Raw genomic sequence first — 18,399 nt, 5'->3', positions numbered from 1 at the left:
AGATCGCAGCCTTCGGCAGCTCCTACGGGCTAATTTATTTGTTGGAGATAACGGACATGTCGCTACGCACCCTGCTCACTACATTGCTGCTGACCTGTAGCTTTCCGGTCGTGGCTGCCACCGAAATCGTGCCGCTGAACTATCACACCAGCGCCGACATGCTGCCGATGGCGCAGGATTTCATCGGCAAGGATGGCCAGGTCAGCGCTTACGGCAACCAGCTGATCGTCAACGCCGATCAGCGCAAGATCGACGAACTTAAAGCCCTCGTCGCCCAGCTCGATACCGCACCAAAGCGCTTGTTGATCACCGTCGACACCAATGAGAACAACGTTCAGGGCGATCAAGGCTACTCGGTGAACGGTGCCAGACCGAGCCAGACCCGAATCATCAATCGCAGCACCAGCAGCCGTGACGGCGGCATTCAGCAAATCCAGGCCAGCGAAGGTGCGCCGGCGCTGATCCAGGTCGGCCAGAGCGTGCCGCTCACCAGCAGCCGCACCGATTCCTATGGCGATCTGCAAAGCCAGACCGAGTACCGCAACGTCACCCAGGGTTTCTATGTGACCGCCAGCGTCACCGGAGACATCGTTCACCTGTCCATCAGCACCAATCGTGACCGCATGAGCCAGGAACGTCCTGATGTAGTGAACGTGCAAAGCACCGACACAACCGTCACCGGACGTCTCGGCGAATGGATCATGCTGGCCGGTGTAAACCGCCAGAACCAGGCCGACAAACAGGGCGTGGCCCGCAGCTACTCGACTCAAGGCCGGGACGACATGACGTTGCGGGTCAAAGTCGACACCTTGGACTAAACCACCGAAAACTGACTGATTAGTCGTATTAGACCAAAGATGTAGTGCCTGAAAAAAAGCACTACAAAACGTTTGACGAGCCAAAAAAGCAAAGGCATGATGGCCTCGCTCCCGCTAATCAGAGGCCCTGGCAAGGGCCTTCGAAGCGATGCTCGCACCTACCCCCGCGAGCCGTTTCGTGTCTGTACCGCCCACAAGGTGTGTTTGACGAGGTTGCCGACTGGAACGAAGTTGTCCCGAGGGACGGAAGCGTAATTAGGTAACCCGGCTCCACGCTGATGTTTGCACCAAGGCCCACGACGCCCGAATGCGCTCGCCAGTTCGCCCTTACCTGCTCACTTCCCCTCGAGCCCATCGTTCATCCCGTCGCCACCCCCGCCAAATCCGACTTGACCGCCTAAGCTTCTGGTCAGCGAGCGCATAGCTTCCACCGCAGAACAACTTTCCATACAAGACGCGACGAGGTTTTTCCCCATGGCACTGACACGCGAACAGCAAATTGCAGCCCTCGAAAAAGACTGGGCTGAAAACCCGCGCTGGAAAGGCGTGACACGCGCTTACTCCGCTGCCGACGTCGTCCGTCTGCGTGGCTCGGTCCAACCTGAGCACACCTTTGCAAAAATGGGCGCAGAGAAGCTCTGGAACCTGGTCACCCAAGGTGCCAAGCCGTCCTTCCGTCCCGAGAAAGATTTCGTCAACTGCATGGGCGCCCTGACTGGCGGCCAGGCTGTACAGCAAGTCAAAGCCGGTATCCAGGCCATCTACCTGTCGGGCTGGCAAGTGGCTGCGGACAACAACTCCGCCGAATCGATGTACCCGGATCAGTCGCTGTACCCGGTGGACTCGGTTCCAACCGTGGTCAAGCGCATCAACAACTCGTTCCGTCGTGCTGACCAGATCCAGTGGAAAGCCGGCAAAGGCCCGGGCGACGAAGGCTACATCGACTACTTCGCACCGATCGTGGCTGACGCTGAAGCCGGTTTCGGCGGCGTTCTGAACGCTTACGAACTGATGAAGAGCATGATCGAAGCAGGCGCCGCCGGCGTTCACTTCGAAGACCAACTGGCTTCCGTGAAAAAATGCGGCCACATGGGCGGCAAGGTACTGGTTCCCACCCAGGAAGCTGTGCAGAAGCTGACCGCTGCTCGTCTGGCTGCAGACGTTGCCGGCACGCCAACCATCATTCTGGCGCGTACCGATGCTAACGCTGCCGACTTGCTGACGTCCGATTGCGACCCGTACGACCAGCCGTTCGTGACTGGCGAACGTACTCAGGAAGGCTTCTACAAAGTGCGCGCCGGTCTCGATCAGGCCATCGCTCGCGGCTTGGCTTACGCACCGTACGCTGACCTGATCTGGTGCGAAACCGCCAAGCCGGATCTGGACGAAGCCCGTCGTTTCGCCGAAGCGATCAAGAAGGAATACCCGGACCAACTGCTCTCGTACAACTGCTCGCCTTCCTTCAACTGGAAGAAAAACCTGGACGACGCGACCATCGCCAAGTTCCAGCGCGAACTATCCGCCATGGGTTACAAGCACCAATTCATCACCCTGGCCGGCATTCACAACATGTGGCACAGCATGTTCAACCTGGCGCACGACTACGCCCGCAACGACATGACTGCCTACGTGAAACTGCAAGAGCAGGAGTTCGCTGACGCCTCCAAGGGTTACACCTTCGTGGCTCACCAGCAGGAAGTCGGCACCGGCTACTTCGACGACATGACCACCGTGATCCAGGGTGGCTCGTCTTCGGTCACCGCGCTGACCGGTTCGACTGAAGAAGAACAGTTCCACTGATCTGATTCGCTTGAGCAAACGGCCGCTGCGGACCGAATAGAAAGCTAACCGCAACGTCGCACTACTGACGCCCCGACTGGTTCGGGGCGTTTTTTTGCCCGCGATTTACCCACAACACAACTCCTTTGTAGCAGCTGCCGAAGGCTGCGTCCGACTGCGAAGCAGTCGTAAATCCGTATCTGCGCATCAGGCACGATGCGCAGACTGGTCTTGCGAGGACTTAGTCCTCGAACGCAGCCTTCGGCAGCTGCTACGAGTGAATGCGCGGCCAATCGACCTCTCGTGCTACTTGCAATAACCGCTATATAAGACAACTTCCCACTTACGCACCCGATAAAAAGTTACAAAACTCGCCCAAACAGTAGTGATTATCATTTAGCGAGAACTATATCCGTTACATCTACAACAAAACTTAATTGATGAAAACCCGGCTAATGCCCGCATCGCATGGTCTGCACGGTTTTGACAGGGCGGTATGCGCTTATTCCGCTAAATAATTTCGCTACAGGAATTTTACTTGCACCGTGTTGTGCCATAAAATCAGCGGGATTGATTGCTGCGACATATCGTCACTGCGTTGTTTTATTCAAGCTCAGAGACCTTTGCTCTCTGTTAAGGATTATCAGCATGCCCGAAGCGACAGGACTCATGGCCCACAACTGGGGCTTTGCCATTTTCCTTCTGGGCGTTGTCGGCCTCTGCGCCTTCATGCTGGGCGTCTCCAGCCTCCTTGGGTCAAAAGCCTGGGGCCGCAGCAAAAATGAACCGTTCGAGTCCGGCATGCTCCCTACAGGTGGCGCCCGCTTGCGGCTCTCAGCCAAATTCTATCTGGTCGCGATGCTCTTCGTGATCTTCGATATCGAAGCCCTTTTTCTCTTTGCCTGGTCTGTGTCCGTCCGCGAAAGCGGCTGGACCGGATTCGTCGAAGCTCTCGTTTTCATAGCAATTCTGTTGGCAGGTCTTGTCTACCTGTTCCGAGTGGGTGCCCTTGACTGGGCTCCGGAAGCTCGTCGCAAGCGGCAGGCGAAGCTGAAACAATGAGGCTTTGGCAATGCAATACAATCTCACCAGGATCGACCCCGATGCTCCTAACGAGCAGTATCCGATTGGCGAGCGGGAAACCGTTTCCGATCCGTTAGAAGATCAAGTTCACAAAAACATTTTCATGGGCAAGCTCGAAGACGTGCTTAACGGCACGATCAACTGGGGGCGCAAGAACTCCCTGTGGCCGTACAACTTCGGCCTTTCGTGCTGCTACGTGGAAATGACCACCGCCTTCACGGCGCCCCACGACATCGCGCGCTTTGGCGCCGAAGTTATCCGGGCATCGCCGCGTCAGGCGGATTTCATGGTTATCGCCGGTACCTGCTTCATCAAGATGGCGCCGATCATTCAGCGTCTCTACGAGCAAATGCTCGAACCCAAATGGGTTATCTCCATGGGTTCGTGCGCCAACTCCGGTGGCATGTACGACATCTACTCTGTCGTTCAAGGGGTGGACAAGTTCCTGCCCGTGGACGTCTACGTGCCTGGCTGCCCGCCCCGTCCCGAAGCTTTTCTGCAAGGCTTGATGCTCTTGCAAGAGTCGATTGGACAGGAGCGTCGTCCGCTTTCCTGGGTCGTGGGTGATCAAGGCGTTTATCGCGCCGAGATGCCTTCGCAAAAGGAACAGCGCCGCGAACAGCGAATCGCAGTCACCAACCTGCGCAGCCCCGACGAAGTCTGATCCAGCTCTGCTTCTTATATAGAACGAGAACCTGGCTTCATTCTTTACGTTGACCGAAAGCGATAAATAACCATGACTACAGGCAGTGCTCTGTACATCCCGCCTTACAAGGCAGACGACCAGGATGTGGTCGTCGAACTGAACAACCGATTTGGCCCCGAAGCGTTCAGCGCCCAGCCTACCCGCACCGGCATGCCGGTGCTTTGGGTTGCCCGCGCCAAACTCGTCGAAGTCCTGACCTTCCTGCGCAACCTGCCCAAGCCGTACGTCATGCTCTATGACCTGCACGGTGTGGACGAGCGTCTGCGCACCAAGCGTCAAGGGCTGCCAAGCGGCGCCGACTTCACTGTGTTCTATCACCTGATGTCGATCGAACGTAACAGTGACGTAATGATCAAGGTCGCCTTGTCCGAGAGCGATCTGAACGTGCCAACCGTTACCGGTCTGTGGCCGAACGCCAACTGGTACGAGCGTGAAGTGTGGGACCTGTACGGCATCAACTTTGCCGGCCACCCCCACCTGACCCGCATCATGATGCCGCCAACCTGGGAAGGTCACCCGCTGCGCAAGGACTTCCCGGCCCGCGCCACCGAATTCGATCCGTACAGCCTGACGCTGGCCAAGCAGCAGCTTGAGGAAGAAGCCGCGCGCTTCAAGCCTGAAGACTGGGGCATGAAGCGTTCCGGGGCGAACGAGGACTACATGTTCCTCAACCTCGGCCCTAACCACCCTTCCGCGCACGGTGCCTTCCGCATCATTCTGCAGCTGGACGGTGAAGAGATCGTCGACTGCGTGCCGGACGTTGGTTACCACCACCGTGGCGCCGAGAAGATGGCCGAGCGTCAGTCGTGGCACAGCTTCATTCCGTACACCGACCGTATCGACTACCTCGGCGGCGTGATGAACAACCTGCCGTACGTGCTCTCGGTCGAGAAGCTGGCCGGCATCAAGGTGCCCGAGAAGGTCGACGTCATCCGCATCATGATGGCCGAGTTCTTCCGGATCACCAGCCACCTGCTGTTCCTGGGTACTTACATCCAGGACGTCGGCGCCATGACTCCGGTGTTCTTCACTTTCACCGATCGTCAAAAGGCGTACACGGTGATCGAAGCGATTACCGGTTTCCGTCTGCACCCGGCCTGGTACCGCATCGGCGGCGTCGCGCATGACCTGCCACGCGGCTGGGAAAAACTGGTGAAAGACTTCGTCGAGTGGATGCCAAAGCGTCTGGACGAATACCAGAAAGCCGCACTCGACAACAGCATTCTCAAAGGCCGCACCATCGGCGTCGCCGCCTACAACACCAAGGAAGCCCTGGAATGGGGCGTCACCGGTGCTGGCTTGCGTTCGACCGGTTGCGACTTCGACCTGCGTAAAGCGCGCCCGTATTCCGGCTACGAGAATTTCGAATTCGAAGTGCCGCTGGCCGCCAATGGCGATGCCTACGATCGTTGCATCGTGCGCGTGGAAGAGATGCGCCAGAGCATCAAGATCATCGAGCAGTGCATGCGCAACATGCCGGAAGGCCCGTACAAGGCGGATCACCCGCTGACCACGCCGCCACCGAAAGAGCGCACGCTGCAGCACATCGAGACCCTGATCACGCACTTCCTGCAAGTTTCGTGGGGCCCGGTGATGCCGGCCAACGAATCCTTCCAGATGATCGAAGCGACCAAGGGCATCAACAGTTATTACCTGACGAGCGATGGCGGCACCATGAGCTACCGCACCCGGATTCGTACTCCAAGCTTCCCGCACCTGCAGCAGATCCCTTCGGTGATCAAAGGCAGCATGGTCGCGGACTTGATTGCGTACCTGGGTAGTATCGATTTCGTTATGGCCGACGTGGACCGCTAAGCATGAACAGCACGCTTATCCAGACAGACCGTTTCACCCTCAGTGAAAGCGAGCGCTCGGCCATCGAGCACGAGTTGCATCACTACGAAGACCCGCGCGCGGCGTCGATCGAAGCCTTGAAGATCGTCCAGAAGGAACGTGGCTGGGTGCCTGACGGCGCGCTCTACGCGATCGGCGAGATCCTCGGCATCCCGGCGAGCGACGTTGAAGGCGTGGCGACTTTCTACAGCCAGATCTTCCGTCAGCCGGTTGGCCGACACATCATTCGCGTCTGCGACAGCATGGTCTGCTACATCGGCGGCCACGAGTCGGTGGTCAGCGAAATCCAGAGCAAGCTCGGCATCGGCCTCGGCCAGACTACCGCCGACGGTCGTTTCACGCTGCTGCCGGTCTGCTGCCTCGGCAACTGCGACAAGGCGCCGGCGTTGATGATCGACGACGACACTTTCGGTGATGTGCAGCCTGCCGGCGTTGCCACACTGCTCGAGGGCTACGTATGACCCTGACTTCCTTTGGTCCTGCCAACCGCATCAAGCGTTCGGCCGAGACTCATCCGCTGACCTGGCGCCTGCGTGACGACGGCGAGGCTGTGTGGCTCGACGAGTACCAGGCCAAGAACGGTTACGCCGCTGCGCGCAAGGCTTTCGCCGACATGGCCCAGGACGACATCGTCCAGACCGTGAAAGACGCCGGCCTCAAGGGTCGCGGCGGTGCAGGCTTCCCCACGGGCGTGAAGTGGGGCCTGATGCCCAAAGACGAATCCATCAACATCCGCTACCTGCTGTGCAACGCGGACGAGATGGAACCGAACACCTGGAAAGACCGCATGCTGATGGAGCAACTGCCCCATCTGCTGATCGAAGGCATGCTGATCAGTGCCCGCGCACTGAAAACCTACCGTGGCTACATCTTCCTGCGTGGCGAATACACCACTGCCGCCAAGCACCTCAACCGTGCCGTGGAAGAAGCCAAGGCTGCAGGCCTGCTGGGTAAAAATATCCTGGGCAGCGGTTTCGATTTCGAGCTGTTCGTCCACACCGGCGCCGGGCGTTACATCTGCGGTGAAGAAACTGCACTGATCAACTCCCTCGAAGGTCGCCGCGCCAACCCGCGCTCCAAGCCGCCCTTCCCTGCCGCCGTGGGCGTGTGGGGCAAGCCGACTTGCGTAAACAACGTGGAAACCCTGTGCAACGTGCCGGCGATCATTGCCGACGGCGTTGACTGGTACAAATCGTTGGCCCGTGAAGGCAGTGAAGACATGGGCACCAAGCTCATGGGCTTCTCCGGCAAGGTCAAGAACCCCGGCCTGTGGGAATTGCCATTCGGCGTCACCGGTCGCGAGTTGTTCGAAGACTACGCCGGTGGCATGCGCGATGGCTTCACGCTCAAGGCCTGGCAACCAGGGGGCGCCGGTACCGGTTTTCTCTTGCCGGAACACCTCGACGCGCAAATGTACGCCGGCGGCATCGCCAAGGTCGGCACCCGGATGGGTACCGGCCTGGCCATGGCGGTGGACGACAGCGTCAACATGGTTTCCCTGCTGCGCAACATGGAAGAGTTCTTCTCCCGTGAGTCGTGCGGTTTCTGCACCCCGTGCCGTGACGGTTTGCCGTGGAGCGTCAAGCTGCTGCGCGCAATCGAAAACGGCGAAGGCCAGGCCGGCGACATCGAGACCCTGCTGGGTCTGGTCGGTTTCCTCGGCCCGGGCAAGACGTTCTGTGCTCACGCACCGGGCGCCGTGGAGCCGTTGGGCAGCGCAATCAAATACTTCCGCCACGAGTTCGAGGCCGGCATCGCGCCAACCCGCGCAGGCGACCTCAATCAAGTGGTAACGCCGACCATGGTCGGCGTGTAAATGCTTAACAAGGCGAAGGGTCCGTGCCCTTCGCCTTCTCGTTCGATGACGCCTTTGACGGGCTGTTTTGATTCGTGCGAACAACAAGATTCCATTAGCCACGCCCGCTGACACCGGGCCAACGAAGAACTTTGAACCATGGCCACTATCCACGTAGACGGCAAAGAGCTCGAAGTCGACGGGGCAGACAACCTGTTACAGGCATGTCTGTCGCTAGGCCTCGATATCCCGTATTTCTGCTGGCACCCAGCCCTAGGCAGCGTTGGCGCTTGCCGCCAGTGCGCGGTCAAGCAGTACACCGACGAGAACGACAAGCGTGGTCGGATCGTCATGTCCTGCATGACTCCTGCCACCGACGGCAGCTGGATCTCCATCGACGACGAAGAGGCGAAGGTATTTCGCGCCAGCGTCGTCGAATGGCTGATGACCAACCACCCGCACGACTGCCCGGTCTGTGAGGAAGGCGGTCATTGCCACCTGCAAGACATGACGGTGATGACCGGCCACAACGAGCGCCGTTATCGCTTTACCAAGCGCACTCACCAGAATCAGCAACTGGGCCCGTTCATTTCCCACGAGATGAACCGCTGCATCGCTTGCTACCGCTGCGTGCGCTTCTATAAGGACTACGCTGGCGGCACCGACCTCGGTGTGTTCGGCGCCCACGACAACGTGTACTTCGGTCGCGTTGAAGACGGCACCCTCGAAAGCGAGTTCTCCGGCAACCTCACCGAGGTCTGCCCGACCGGTGTGTTCACCGACAAGACTCACTCCGAGCGCTACAACCGCAAGTGGGACATGCAGTTCTCGCCGAGCATCTGCCATGGCTGCTCCAGCGGTTGCAACATCTCCCCGGGCGAGCGCTACGGTGAACTGCGCCGGATCGAAAACCGCTTCAACGGTTCGGTCAACCAGTACTTCCTGTGCGACCGTGGCCGTTTCGGCTATGGCTATGTCAACCGCGAAGACCGGCCACGTCAGCCATTGCTGGTCGACGGTGCCAAACTGAGCCTCGACCAAGCGCTGGATAAAGCCGCCGACCTGCTGCGCGGTCGCAATATCGTCGGCATTGGTTCGCCGCGCGCCAGCCTCGAGAGCAACTACGCGTTGCGCGAGCTGGTCGGCGCCGAGCACTTCTACTCCGGTATCGAAGCCGGGGAGTTGGCGCGTATTCGTCTGGTCATGCAGGTGCTGAAAGACAGCCCGCTGCCGATTCCGAACATGCGCGACATTGAAGACCACGACGCCATTTTCGTCCTCGGCGAAGACCTGACCCAGACTGCTGCGCGCATGGCGTTGTCCCTGCGTCAATCGGTCAAGGGCAAAGCCGAAGACATGGCCGACGCGATGCGCGTTCAGCCGTGGCTGGATGCTGCGGTGAAGAACATCGGTCAGCACGCGCTGAACCCGCTGTTCATCGCCAGCCTGGCTGAAACCAAGCTCGACGATATTGCCGAAGAATGCGTACACGCTGCACCTGACGATCTGGCCCGCATCGGTTTCGCCGTGGCACACGCCCTCGACGCCAGTGCGCCAGCGGTTGAAGGCCTCGACACGGAAGCCCTCGACCTGGCTCAGCGCATTGCCGACGCCCTGCTCGCGGCCAAACGTCCGCTGATCATTGCCGGCACCTCGCTGGGTTCCAAGGCGCTGATCGAAGCGGCCGCCAACATTGCCAAGGCCCTGAAGCTGCGCGAGAAGAACGGTTCCATCAGCCTGATCGTGCCAGAGGCCAACAGCCTCGGCCTGGCCATGCTCGGTGGTGATTCGGTTGACGACGCGTTGCAAGCCGTGATCGACGGCAAGGCTGATGCCATCGTCGTGCTGGAAAACGACCTGTACACCCGCACGGACAAGGCCAAGGTCGATGCTGCCCTGAACGCCGCGAAAGTGCTGATCGTCGCCGACCATCAGAAAACCGCCACCAGCGATCGCGCGCACCTGGTTCTGCCCGCCGCGAGCTTCGCGGAAGGCGACGGTACGCTGGTCAGCCAGGAAGGCCGCGCCCAGCGCTTCTTCCAGGTGTTCGATCCGAAATACATGGACGCGAGCATCCTGGTTCACGAAGGCTGGCGCTGGCTGCATGCCCTGCGTGCGACCCTGCTGAACCAGCCGATCGACTGGACCCAGCTGGATCACGTCACCGCTGCCGTCGCTTCGAGCACGCCGCAACTGGCGCGCATTGTCGACGCTGCACCGTCGGCCGCATTCCGCATCAAGGGCATGAAACTGGCCCGTGAACCGCTGCGTTATTCCGGGCGTACTGCCATGCGCGCCGACATCAGCGTGCATGAACCGCGTACGCCGCAGGACAACGACACCGCGTTCAACTTCTCGATGGAAGGTTACTCGGGTTCGGCTGAGCCGCGTCAGCAAGTGCCGTTTGCCTGGTCTCCGGGCTGGAACTCGCCGCAAGCGTGGAACAAGTTCCAGGACGAAGTCGGTGGTCACATCCGCGCTGGCGACCCGGGCACCCGCCTGATCGAAAGCAACGGTGATTCGCTGAACTGGTTTGCCGCCGTACCGCGTGCGTTCAACCCGGCACCGGGCACCTGGCAGGTCGTGCCGTTCTTCCACCTGTTCGGCAGCGAAGAAAATTCTTCGAAAGCCGCACCGGTTCAGGAACGCATCCCTGCCGCTTATGTGTCGCTGGCCAAATCCGAAGCTGATCGCCTGGGCGTCAATGACGGTGCGCTGCTGAGCCTGAATGTTGCCGGCCAGACCTTGCGTCTGCCGCTGCGCATCAATGAAGAGCTGGGCGCGGGCCTGGTGGCATTGCCGGCGGGCATCGCCGGCATTCCGCCTGCGATCTTTGGCAAATCCGTTGACGGTCTGCAGGAGGCAGCTCAATGACCTGGTTCACGCCTGAAGTGATTGACGTGATCATCGCGGTCCTCAAGGCCATCGTGATTCTGCTCGCCGTGGTGGTGTGCGGTGCGCTGCTGAGCTGGGTCGAGCGCCGTCTGCTCGCCCTCTGGCAGGACCGTTACGGTCCGAACCGCGTCGGCCCGTTCGGTGCGTTCCAGATCGCGGCCGACATGATCAAGATGTTCTTCAAGGAAGACTGGACGCCGCCGTTCGCCGACAAGATGATCTTCACCCTGGCACCGGTGGTGGCGATGAGCGCCCTGCTGATTGCCTTCGCGATCATCCCGATCACCCCGACCTGGGGCGTGGCGGACATCAACATCGGCATCCTGTTCTTCTTCGCCATGGCCGGTCTGTCGGTCTACGCGGTGCTGTTCGCTGGCTGGTCGAGCAACAACAAGTTCGCCCTGCTGGGCAGCTTGCGGGCCTCGGCACAGACCGTGTCGTACGAAGTGTTCATGGGCCTGTCGCTGATGGGCATCGTGATCCAGGTCGGCTCGTTCAACATGCGCGACATCGTTGAATATCAAGCGCAGAACCTATGGTTCATCATCCCGCAGATCTTCGGTTTCCTGACCTTCTTCATCGCCGGCGTCGCCGTGACTCACCGTCACCCGTTCGACCAGCCGGAAGCGGAGCAGGAACTGGCCGACGGTTACCACATTGAATACGCCGGCATGAAATGGGGCATGTTCTTCGTTGGCGAGTACATCGGCATCGTGCTGATTTCGGCGCTGCTGGTGACCTTGTTCTTCGGTGGCTGGCATGGCCCGTTCGGTATTCTGCCGCAGATCCCGTTCATCTGGTTCGCGCTGAAAACCGCGTTCTTCATCATGATCTTCATCCTGTTGCGCGCCTCCATTCCGCGCCCACGGTATGACCAAGTGATGGATTTCAGCTGGAAGTTCTGCCTGCCGCTGACCCTCGTCAACATGCTGGTGACCGCTGCGATCGTGTTGCTCAACACGCCCGCCGTCGCGGCTCAGTGAGGATAGAGAATCATGAAGTACATAATTGACATCGTGCATGGCTTCTTCACCCAGCTTCGCAGCCTGGTGATGATTTTCGGCCATGCCTTCCGCAAGCGCGACACGCTGCAGTACCCGGAAGAGCAGGTTTACCTGCCGCCGCGTTACCGTGGCCGTATCGTCCTGACCCGCGACCCTGATGGCGAAGAGCGTTGTGTAGCCTGCAACCTCTGCGCCGTGGCGTGCCCGGTGGGCTGCATCTCGCTGCAGAAAGCCGAAACCGAAGACGGTCGCTGGTACCCGGACTTCTTCCGCATCAACTTCTCGCGCTGCATTTTCTGCGGCCTCTGCGAGGAAGCCTGCCCGACCACCGCAATCCAGCTGACACCGGATTTCGAAATGGCCGAGTTCAAACGTCAGGACCTGGTTTACGAGAAAGAAGATCTGCTGATCTCCGGCCCCGGCAAAAACCCTGATTACAACTTCTATCGTGTTGCAGGTATGGCGATTGCCGGGAAGCCGAAAGGCGCCGCGCAAAATGAAGCCGAACCGATCAACGTGAAGAGCTTGCTGCCTTAAGGAAGAAAGATGGAATTCGCTTTCTATTTCGCATCGGGTATCGCTGTGGTTTCCACGCTTCGCGTGATCACTCACACCAACCCTGTGCACGCCCTGCTCTACCTGATCATTTCGCTGATTGCCGTGGCGATGACGTTTTTCGCCCTTGGCGCACCCTTTGCCGGTGTGCTGGAAGTGATCGCCTACGCTGGCGCCATCATGGTGCTGTTCGTGTTCGTGGTGATGATGCTGAACCTCGGCCCGGCCTCGGTTCAGCAGGAACGCGTGTGGCTCAAGCCAGGCATCTGGCTCGGCCCGGTGATCCTCGGCACCTTGCTGCTGGTTGAACTGCTGTACGTGCTGTTCAGCGATCAAAGCGGTCAGGCCATCGGCCACACCACCGTAGACGCCAAGGCCGTGGGCATCAGCCTGTTCGGTCCGTATCTGCTGGTGGTCGAACTCGCCTCGATGCTGCTGCTCGCTGCAGCCGTGACGGCGTTCCATCTCGGCCGTAACGAAGCCAAGGAGCAATGACGATGCCTGCTATCCCTTTGGAGCATGGTCTGGCGGTCGCCGGCATCCTGTTCTGCCTCGGTCTGGTCGGCCTGATGGTCCGCCGCAACATTCTTTTCGTGCTGATGAGCCTGGAGATCATGATGAATGCCTCCGCACTGGCCTTCATTGTTGCCGGTAGCCGTTGGGGTCAGCCGGATGGACAGATCATGTTCATCCTGGTGATCAGCCTCGCGGCCGCCGAGGCCAGTATTGGCCTGGCGATTCTGTTGCAGCTGTATCGCCGCTTCCACACTCTCGATATCGACGCTGCCAGCGAGATGCGCGGATGAATCTTCTCTATCTGACTTTCGTATTCCCTCTGATTGGTTTTCTGCTGCTGTCGTTCTCTCGGGGACGCTTCTCGGAAAACCTTGCCGCGCTGATCGGCGTCGGCTCCATCGGCCTGTCTGCCATCGTCACCGCTTACGTGATCTGGCAGTTCAACGTTGCCCCGCCGGAAGGCGGTCACTACACCCAGGTGTTGTGGCAGTGGATGGCGGTGGAAGGCTTCACGCCGAACTTCGCGCTGTACCTGGATGGCCTGTCCGTGACCATGCTGGGCGTGGTGGTTGGTGTCGGCTTCCTGATTCACCTGTTCGCGTCCTGGTACATGCGCGGTGAAGCGGGTTACTCGCGCTTCTTCGCCTACACCAACCTGTTTATCGCCAGCATGCTGTTCCTGATCCTGGGCGATAACCTGTTGTTCCTGTACTTCGGCTGGGAGGGCGTGGGCCTGTGCTCGTACCTGTTGATCGGTTTCTACTACAGCAACCGCAACAACGGTAACGCCGCACTCAAAGCCTTCATCGTGACCCGGATTGGCGACGTGTTCATGGCCATCGGCCTGTTCATTCTGTTCCAGCAACTGGGCACGCTGAACATTCAGGAACTGCTGGTGCTGGCACCGCAGAAATTCCAGGCCGGCGACTTCTGGATGGTTATGGCCACCCTGATGCTGCTGGGCGGCGCTGTCGGTAAATCGGCGCAACTGCCGCTGCAAACGTGGCTGGCAGACGCGATGGCTGGCCCTACCCCGGTTTCGGCACTGATTCACGCCGCGACCATGGTGACCGCCGGTGTCTACCTGATCGCCCGTACCCACGGTCTGTTTGCGCTGGCTCCGGACATTTTGCAACTGGTCGGCATCGTTGGCGGTGTGACCCTGGTCCTGGCCGGTTTCGCCGCACTGGTGCAGACCGACATCAAACGCATCCTCGCCTACTCGACCATGAGCCAGATCGGTTACATGTTCCTGGCGCTGGGCGTCGGTGCGTGGGATGGTGCGATCTTCCACCTGATGACCCACGCCTTCTTCAAGGCGCTGCTGTTCCTTGCGTCCGGTGCGGTGATCGTTGCCTGCCACCACGAGCAGAACATCTTCAAGATGGGCGGCCTGTGGAAGAAACTGCCGTTGGCCTACGCCAGCTTCATCGTCGGCGGTGCGGCCCTCGCGGCCCTGCCATTGGTGACCGCAGGCTTCTACTCCAAGGACGAAATCCTCTGGGAAGCGTTCGCCAGCGGCAACCACGGTCTGCTTTACGCAGGTCTGGTCGGTGCGTTCATGACCTCGCTGTACACCTTCCGCCTGATCTTCATCGCGTTCCACGGTGAAGCGAAGACTGAAGCCCACGCAGGTCACGGCATCGCTCACTGGCTGCCATTGTCGGTGCTGATCGTGCTGTCCACCGCCATCGGCGCGATGATCGTTCCGCCGCTGCACGGTGTGCTGCCGCAAAGCGTCGGGCACGCCGGCGGCGATGCCAAGCACAGTCTGGAAATCGCTTCGGGCGCCATTGCCCTGGCCGGTATCCTGCTGGCCGCGCTGCTGTTCCTCGGCAAGCGTCGTTTCGTCACTGCAATCGCCAACAGCGGCATCGGCCGCTTCCTTTCGGCCTGGTGGTTCGCTGCCTGGGGCTTCGACTGGATCTACGACAAACTGTTCGTCAAGCCATACCTTGCGATCAGCCACGTACTGCGCAAAGACCCGCTCGACCAGACCATCGGTCTGATCCCGCGTATGGCCAAAGGCGGTCACAACGCCCTTAGCCGTACCGAAACCGGTCAACTGCGTTGGTACGCGGCATCGATGGCAGCCGGCTCCGTGCTGGTCATCGGCGCCATCGTGCTGGTAGCGGTCTGAATATGAACCTTGCGAACTTGCGAAAGGAATTGAGCCCGTCATGATTCTGCCTTGGCTAATCCTGATCCCCTTCATCGGCGGCCTGCTGTGCTGGATGGGTGAGCGCTTCGGCGCTACCCTCCCGCGCTGGATTGCGCTGATCACCATGTCCCTGTTGCTCGCCATCGGCCTTTGGCTGTGGGCAACCGGCAATTATTCATTTGCCCCGGCGCCTGGCGCCGATCCGACCTGGGCGCTTGAGTTCAAGCACATCTGGATCGCGCGGTTCGGCATCAGCGTGCATTTGGCCCTCGACGGCCTGTCGCTGTTGATGATCATGCTGACCGGCCTGCTGGGTATCCTCTCGGTACTGTGCTCGTGGAAAGAAATTCAACGTCACGTTGGCTTCTTTCACCTGAACCTGATGTGGATTCTGGGCGGCGTTGTCGGCGTGTTCCTCGCCCTCGACCTGTTCATGTTCTTCTTCTTCTGGGAAATGATGCTGGTGCCGATGTATTTTCTCATCGCGCTCTGGGGTCACAGTTCTTCGGACGGCAAGAAAACCCGGATCTACGCAGCGACCAAGTTCTTCATCTTCACTCAGGCTTCCGGCCTGATCATGCTGGTGGCGATCCTCGGTCTGGTGCTGGTCAACTTCAACGACACCGGCGTGATCACCTTCAACTACGCCGATCTGTTGAAAACCAAGATGTCGCTGACCACCGAGTACATCCTCATGCTCGGTTTCTTCATCGCTTTCGCGGTGAAGCTGCCGGTCGTGCCGTTCCACTCGTGGTTGCCTGACGCTCACGCCCAGGCGCCAACGGCGGGTTCGGTCGACCTGGCCGGTATTCTGTTGAAGACGGCGGCCTACGGCCTGCTGCGTTTCGCCCTGCCGCTGTTCCCGAATGCCTCGGCCGAGTTTGCGCCGATTGCCATGACCCTGGGTCTGATCGGGATTTTCTACGGCGCGTTCCTGGCGTTCGCACAAACCGACATCAAGCGACTGATCGCCTTCTCGTCCGTTTCCCACATGGGTTTCGTGCTGATCGGCATCTACTCCGGCAGCCAGCTGGCCTTGCAGGGCGCGGTGATGCAGATGCTCGCGCACGGTGTTTCCGCCGCGGCACTGTTTATCCTCAGTGGTCAGTTGTACGAGCGCACTCATACCCGCGACATGCGGGAAATGGGTGGTTTGTGGTCGAAGATCGCTTACCTGCCGGCACTCAGCCTGTTCTTCGCAGCCGCCTCGCTGGGCTTGCCGGGCACTGGTAACTTCGTGGGTGAATTCCTGATCCTGATGGGCAGCTTTGCCGCCGCGCCATGGATCACCATCATCGCTACGACGGGTCTGGTTTTCGGTTCGGTCTACTCGCTGATCATGATCCACCGCGCGTACTTCGGTCCGGCCAAATCGGACGCGGTCATGCACGGTATGGACGGACGCGAAATGATCATGGTGGTCGGGCTGGCGGTGCTGCTGATTTATCTCGGCGTGTACCCGCAACCGTTCCTCGATACCTCTGCTGCGACGATGCATGGCGTGCAGCAATGGCTCGGCACCGCCTTCTCTCAACTCGCTTCGGCCCGGTAAGAGCGCTATGGAATTCACGACTCAACACTTTATCGCGCTGGCGCCGCTGCTCATCACCACCATCACGATCATCGTGGTGATGCTGGCGATCGCCTGGCGCCGCAACCACTCGCAAACCTTCCTGATTTCCGTGGCAGGTCTGAACCTGGCGCTGCTGTCGATCCTGCCTGCCTTGAAAGTCGCGCCATTGGCCGTGACCCCATTGCTGCAGATCGACACCTTTGCCTGTCTGTACATGGCGCTGATACTGGTCGCCACCCTCGCCTGTGTGACCCTCGCCCACGCCTACCTTGGCGATGGCGGTTCGGGTTACCCAGGCAACCGTGAAGAACTTTACCTGCTGATCCTGATGTCCGCCCTCGGCGGGCTGGTGCTGGTCAGCGCGCAGCACCTGGCGGGGTTGTTTATTGGTCTGGAGCTACTCTCGGTACCGGTTTACGGTCTGGTGGCCTATGCGTTCTTCAACAAGCGTTCGCTGGAAGCCGGCATCAAGTACATGGTGCTGTCGGCCGCCGGTTCGGCGTTCCTGTTGTTCGGTATGGCCCTGCTCTACGCCGATTCCGGCAGCCTGAGCTTCACCGGCATCGGTCAAGCGCTGGCGACCACCGGCCTGCCAAGCTCCCTGGCGCAGATGGGCCTGGGCATGATGTTGATCGGTCTGGCGTTCAAGTTGTCGCTGGTACCGTTCCACCTCTGGACCCCGGACGTCTACGAAGGTGCTCCGGCACCGGTGGCAGCGTTCCTGGCGACCGCCTCGAAAGTCGCGGTGTTTGCGGTGATGGTGCGTCTGTTCCAGATCTCCCCTGCTGCCAGCAGCGGTGTACTGAGCGACGTGCTGACCGTCATCGCCATCGCGTCGATCCTGTTCGGTAACCTGCTGGCCCTGACGCAAAGCAACCTCAAGCGTCTGCTGGGTTACTCGTCCATCGCTCACTTCGGTTACCTGCTGATCGCCCTGGTGGCGAGCAAGGGTCTGGCCGTGGAAGCGATCGGCGTGTACCTGGTCACCTACGTGATCACCAGCCTCGGCGCATTCGGCGTGATCACGCTGATGTCCTCGCCGTACAACGGCCGCGACGCCGATGCCCTGTACGAATACCGCGGCCTGTTCTGGCGCCGTCCGTACCTGACCGCCGTGCTGACCGTGATGATGCTGTCCCTGGCCGGCATCCCGCTGACCGCCGGCTTCATCGGCAAGTTCTACATCATCGCCACCGGCGTCGAGTCGCAGCAATGGTGGCTGGTCGGTTCGCTGGTATTGGGCAGCGCCATCGGCGTCTTCTACTACCTGCGCGTGATGGTTACCCTGTACCTGATCGAGCCGAACCTGCGCCGCCACGATGCGCAGTTGCATTGGGAGCAGAAGGCAGGCGGCGTGATGTTGCTGGCGATTGCTCTGGTTGCGTTCTTCCTGGGTGTGTATCCACAGCCGATGCTGACGCTAGTTCAGCAGGCGGGGTTGGCGGGTTGATGATTTAGCTGTATTGCGTGGTACAAAAACGGCACCTTCGGGTGCCGTTTTTTTTGCTTCAACATTGAAAGACCACTGCCTCGTTTCACTCGACAGCTCTTACGTTGAAATGCATCCGCTGCGGTATTGAGAGACGATTGAGATATGAGCTGAATGATCCACCCTCGCGCGGCATGAAAACCTCTAATAAACCAAACTATCAGGAACTAT

The 18,399-nt window shown here is 59.8% G+C and carries 15 protein-coding genes; all 15 read left to right on the top strand.

Features of this window, described 5'->3' with window-relative positions:
- Nucleotides 1–56 precede the first annotated feature (56 nt).
- The 15 genes from ACYZTS_RS16355 (at nt 57) to nuoN (ending at nt 18,189) form a co-directional block, all read left to right on the top strand.
- Nucleotides 57–818 carry a secretin N-terminal domain-containing protein gene (locus ACYZTS_RS16355; RefSeq protein WP_461990464.1) on the top strand — a complete coding sequence of 254 codons (762 nt, stop codon included), beginning with the start codon at nt 57–59 and terminating at the stop codon, nt 816–818.
- Nucleotides 819–1,292: 474 nt separating this feature from the next.
- Nucleotides 1,293–2,618: an isocitrate lyase gene (aceA, locus tag ACYZTS_RS16350; protein WP_028623958.1), complete on the top strand. Its 1,326-nt coding sequence runs from the start codon at nt 1,293–1,295 to the stop codon at nt 2,616–2,618.
- Between the two features lie 627 nt (nt 2,619–3,245).
- Entirely contained in the window at nt 3,246–3,659 is a 414-nt protein-coding gene (locus ACYZTS_RS16345; RefSeq protein ID WP_003223812.1) for an NADH-quinone oxidoreductase subunit A, read from the top strand.
- A gap of 10 nt (nt 3,660–3,669) precedes the next feature.
- Nucleotides 3,670–4,344 carry a NuoB/complex I 20 kDa subunit family protein gene (locus ACYZTS_RS16340; RefSeq protein ID WP_008146035.1) on the top strand — a complete coding sequence of 225 codons (675 nt, stop codon included), beginning with the start codon at nt 3,670–3,672 and terminating at the stop codon, nt 4,342–4,344.
- Between the two features lie 72 nt (nt 4,345–4,416).
- Entirely contained in the window at nt 4,417–6,201 is a 1,785-nt protein-coding gene (gene nuoC / locus ACYZTS_RS16335; protein ID WP_461990462.1) for an NADH-quinone oxidoreductase subunit C/D, read from the top strand.
- Nucleotides 6,202–6,203: 2 nt separating this feature from the next.
- A complete protein-coding gene (gene nuoE, locus ACYZTS_RS16330) occupies nt 6,204–6,701 on the top strand; it encodes an NADH-quinone oxidoreductase subunit NuoE (RefSeq protein WP_461990461.1) in 498 nt (165 codons plus the stop codon).
- Nucleotides 6,698–8,056 carry an NADH-quinone oxidoreductase subunit NuoF gene (nuoF, locus tag ACYZTS_RS16325; protein ID WP_461990460.1) on the top strand — a complete coding sequence of 453 codons (1,359 nt, stop codon included), beginning with the start codon at nt 6,698–6,700 and terminating at the stop codon, nt 8,054–8,056. Before nuoE ends, nuoF begins: the two co-directional genes overlap by 4 nt.
- 138 nt (nt 8,057–8,194) lie before the next feature.
- Complete coding sequence (nuoG, locus tag ACYZTS_RS16320; RefSeq protein ID WP_461990458.1) at nt 8,195–10,909, top strand: NADH-quinone oxidoreductase subunit NuoG; 2,715 nt, start codon at nt 8,195–8,197, stop codon at nt 10,907–10,909.
- Entirely contained in the window at nt 10,906–11,913 is a 1,008-nt protein-coding gene (gene nuoH, locus ACYZTS_RS16315; RefSeq protein ID WP_028623953.1) for an NADH-quinone oxidoreductase subunit NuoH, read from the top strand. Before nuoG ends, nuoH begins: the two co-directional genes overlap by 4 nt.
- A 9-nt stretch (nt 11,914–11,922) precedes the next feature.
- The gene (nuoI, locus tag ACYZTS_RS16310; RefSeq protein WP_028623952.1) at nt 11,923–12,471 is read left to right on the top strand and encodes an NADH-quinone oxidoreductase subunit NuoI; all 549 of its coding nucleotides are present in this window, start codon (nt 11,923–11,925) and stop codon (nt 12,469–12,471) included.
- Nucleotides 12,472–12,480: 9 nt separating this feature from the next.
- Entirely contained in the window at nt 12,481–12,984 is a 504-nt protein-coding gene (nuoJ, locus tag ACYZTS_RS16305; protein ID WP_028623951.1) for an NADH-quinone oxidoreductase subunit J, read from the top strand.
- 2 nt (nt 12,985–12,986) lie between these two features.
- Nucleotides 12,987–13,295, top strand: a complete 309-nt coding sequence (nuoK, locus tag ACYZTS_RS16300) for an NADH-quinone oxidoreductase subunit NuoK (protein WP_010458852.1) — start codon at nt 12,987–12,989, stop codon at nt 13,293–13,295.
- Nucleotides 13,292–15,145: an NADH-quinone oxidoreductase subunit L gene (gene nuoL, locus ACYZTS_RS16295; RefSeq protein WP_461990456.1), complete on the top strand. Its 1,854-nt coding sequence runs from the start codon at nt 13,292–13,294 to the stop codon at nt 15,143–15,145. Before nuoK ends, nuoL begins: the two co-directional genes overlap by 4 nt.
- Nucleotides 15,146–15,185: 40 nt before the next feature.
- Nucleotides 15,186–16,718, top strand: coding sequence for an NADH-quinone oxidoreductase subunit M (gene nuoM, locus ACYZTS_RS16290; RefSeq protein WP_028623949.1), 1,533 nt, complete (start codon nt 15,186–15,188; stop codon nt 16,716–16,718).
- A 7-nt stretch (nt 16,719–16,725) separates the two neighbouring features.
- The gene (nuoN, locus tag ACYZTS_RS16285; RefSeq protein WP_461990454.1) at nt 16,726–18,189 is read left to right on the top strand and encodes an NADH-quinone oxidoreductase subunit NuoN; all 1,464 of its coding nucleotides are present in this window, start codon (nt 16,726–16,728) and stop codon (nt 18,187–18,189) included.
- Nucleotides 18,190–18,399: the final 210 nt, after the last annotated feature.

This window comes from Pseudomonas sp. TMB3-21 (genome assembly GCF_054898145.1).
Note: the sequence above shows the minus strand (reverse complement) of the source record. Positions and strands in the feature narration are given on the sequence as shown.

What these genes read in the sequence shown, in the direction of transcription:
- nuoE (WP_461990461.1), top strand. Translation starts at nt 6,204, where the DNA reads ATGAACAGCACGCTTATCCAGACAGACCGTTTCACCCTCAGTGAAAGC.
- nuoL (WP_461990456.1), top strand. Translation starts at nt 13,292, where the DNA reads ATGAATCTTCTCTATCTGACTTTCGTATTCCCTCTGATTGGTTTTCTG.
- ACYZTS_RS16345 (WP_003223812.1), top strand. Translation starts at nt 3,246, where the DNA reads ATGCCCGAAGCGACAGGACTCATGGCCCACAACTGGGGCTTTGCCATT.
- nuoJ (WP_028623951.1), top strand. Translation starts at nt 12,481, where the DNA reads ATGGAATTCGCTTTCTATTTCGCATCGGGTATCGCTGTGGTTTCCACG.
- nuoM (WP_028623949.1), top strand. Translation starts at nt 15,186, where the DNA reads ATGATTCTGCCTTGGCTAATCCTGATCCCCTTCATCGGCGGCCTGCTG.
- nuoC (WP_461990462.1), top strand. Translation starts at nt 4,417, where the DNA reads ATGACTACAGGCAGTGCTCTGTACATCCCGCCTTACAAGGCAGACGAC.
- nuoK (WP_010458852.1), top strand. Translation starts at nt 12,987, where the DNA reads ATGCCTGCTATCCCTTTGGAGCATGGTCTGGCGGTCGCCGGCATCCTG.
- nuoF (WP_461990460.1), top strand. Translation starts at nt 6,698, where the DNA reads ATGACCCTGACTTCCTTTGGTCCTGCCAACCGCATCAAGCGTTCGGCC.
- nuoN (WP_461990454.1), top strand. Translation starts at nt 16,726, where the DNA reads ATGGAATTCACGACTCAACACTTTATCGCGCTGGCGCCGCTGCTCATC.
- ACYZTS_RS16340 (WP_008146035.1), top strand. Translation starts at nt 3,670, where the DNA reads ATGCAATACAATCTCACCAGGATCGACCCCGATGCTCCTAACGAGCAG.
- ACYZTS_RS16355 (WP_461990464.1), top strand. Translation starts at nt 57, where the DNA reads ATGTCGCTACGCACCCTGCTCACTACATTGCTGCTGACCTGTAGCTTT.
- nuoG (WP_461990458.1), top strand. Translation starts at nt 8,195, where the DNA reads ATGGCCACTATCCACGTAGACGGCAAAGAGCTCGAAGTCGACGGGGCA.
- nuoH (WP_028623953.1), top strand. Translation starts at nt 10,906, where the DNA reads ATGACCTGGTTCACGCCTGAAGTGATTGACGTGATCATCGCGGTCCTC.
- aceA (WP_028623958.1), top strand. Translation starts at nt 1,293, where the DNA reads ATGGCACTGACACGCGAACAGCAAATTGCAGCCCTCGAAAAAGACTGG.